Raw genomic sequence first — 1,532 nt, 5'->3', positions numbered from 1 at the left:
CGTCATCAGCGATGACGTCAGTCGTGTCAGACACGGCCATCTCCTCTCGGATCAGGCCAGACCCTCACACACCGTTTTCCTTACAGTCTCCCCGCATAGGAGCGGCACAAAACTTGAGGCGCTTCAGTGACGCTGGGCCATGCGGCTCTGGCGTGGATGAGTTCGGTCTTGTAGAGACCATTGACGGTCTCTGCCAGAGCATTGTCGCAAGCGTCACCTCGGGACCCGACGGAGGCTTGGAGCCCGGCATCGATCAGGCGCCGGGTGTAGTGCATGGACACGTACCGGCAGCCACGATCGCTGTAATGGATCAGGCCTTGGAGGGCGTAGTCCGGGCCTTCACCCTGGTTGTTGGACACGCTGATTCTGGCCCTGGGGCTGGGGAGAGAGATGATCTGGTTATGGCGAGGAAGACCTAATACCGAGGAGTTCCGGCGTCGGGGGCGTGGACTTGTACGAGACGACGCCGGGGGCCACGGTGCGTGGCATTGCCGGGGATCTGGGCGTCACCCGTGGGGCGTTGCGCCGGTGGCTGGTGTTGCATGGCACGGGGCGCAAGACCGGTGCTGATGGGGCGCCTGCTGGCAGTCCTTTGAAGCCGGGTGCTGGCGGTTGGGCCACCGTCCCGGGCACCCAGGAGAGTCAGGCCGAGGCGATCGCCCGTTTGGAGGCCGAGAACAGGGACCTACGGGCCCAGACGGCCAAGCTGACCGCTGAACGGGAGATCCTGCGCCAGGCGGCCAAGTATTTCGCGGGGGAGACGAACTAGTGAACCGCTTCCAGTTCGTCGAGGATCACAAGAGCGCTTGGGGCGTGAAGCGGTTGTGCCAGGTCATCGGGATTGCCCGCTCCTCGTTCTATGCCTGGCGGGCGGGCGCCCCCAAGCGGGCGGCACGAGCCCAGGCAGATGTGGCCCTGGCCGCGCGCATTCGGGCCCTCCAGGACCCCGCCCAGGGCGGGGACCGCGGCTATGGCGCACCCAGGATTACCGCTGACCTCAACGAGGGCGCACCGGCAGACCAGCGGGTCAATCACAAACGAGTTGCCCGGGTGATGGCCTGCTTCGGCCTGTCCGGCACCCGTCTGCACCGCCGGAGGAGAACCACACGCTCTGACCAGGCAGGCTGCCGCTTCGATGATCTCATTGACCGGGACTTCCGTACCGGGGAGCCGAACCAGAGGTATGTCGGCGATATCACCTATCTGCCGGTCCAGGATGGCAGCACCTTGTATTTCGCCTCGGTCATCGATCTGGGCTCGCGCAAGCTTACCGGTTGGGCGATGGGCCAGCACATGCGCACCGAGCTGGTCGAAGAAGCCTTAAAGGCTGCCTGCGCTCAGCGAGGCGGCCTTGCCGGGGCCGTGTTCCACTCCGACCACGGATCGGTCTACACCTCCAAGGCCTACACCGCCTTGTGCGAGCAGCTGGGTGAGGTTCCCCCCGGATCGTAGGGGCATCGGTAATGAGGATTGCGGTGTCAGAGAAGCGGAAGAAGTACGATCGGGAGTTCCGTGGGGGAGTTGTCCGGATC

Annotated in this window: 2 protein-coding genes and 1 pseudogene; 2 read left to right on the top strand and 1 reads right to left on the bottom strand. The window is 64.8% G+C overall.

Annotated elements, in window-relative coordinates:
* Nucleotides 1-131: 131 nt before the first annotated feature.
* Nucleotides 132-314, bottom strand: a pseudogene (locus tag EII42_RS13345) (IS3 family transposase); the annotation flags it as partial.
* 131 nt (nt 315-445) lie between these two features.
* Here EII42_RS13345 and EII42_RS12040 point away from each other — a divergent pair.
* Both EII42_RS12040 and EII42_RS12035 read left to right on the top strand, forming a co-directional pair.
* Nucleotides 446-769, top strand: coding sequence for a hypothetical protein (locus tag EII42_RS12040; protein WP_125172396.1), 324 nt, complete (start codon nt 446-448; stop codon nt 767-769).
* Entirely contained in the window at nt 769-1,452 is a 684-nt protein-coding gene (locus EII42_RS12035) for an IS3 family transposase (RefSeq protein WP_125172394.1), read from the top strand. The genes EII42_RS12040 and EII42_RS12035 overlap by 1 nt, the downstream gene beginning before the upstream one ends.
* The last annotated feature ends 80 nt before the right edge of the window (nt 1,453-1,532 follow it).

Origin of the sequence: Tessaracoccus sp. OH4464_COT-324, assembly GCF_003932855.1 — a bacterium.
Lineage (GTDB): Bacteria > Actinomycetota > Actinomycetes > Propionibacteriales > Propionibacteriaceae > Arachnia.
This window is presented reverse-complemented; position numbering and strand designations above follow the sequence as displayed.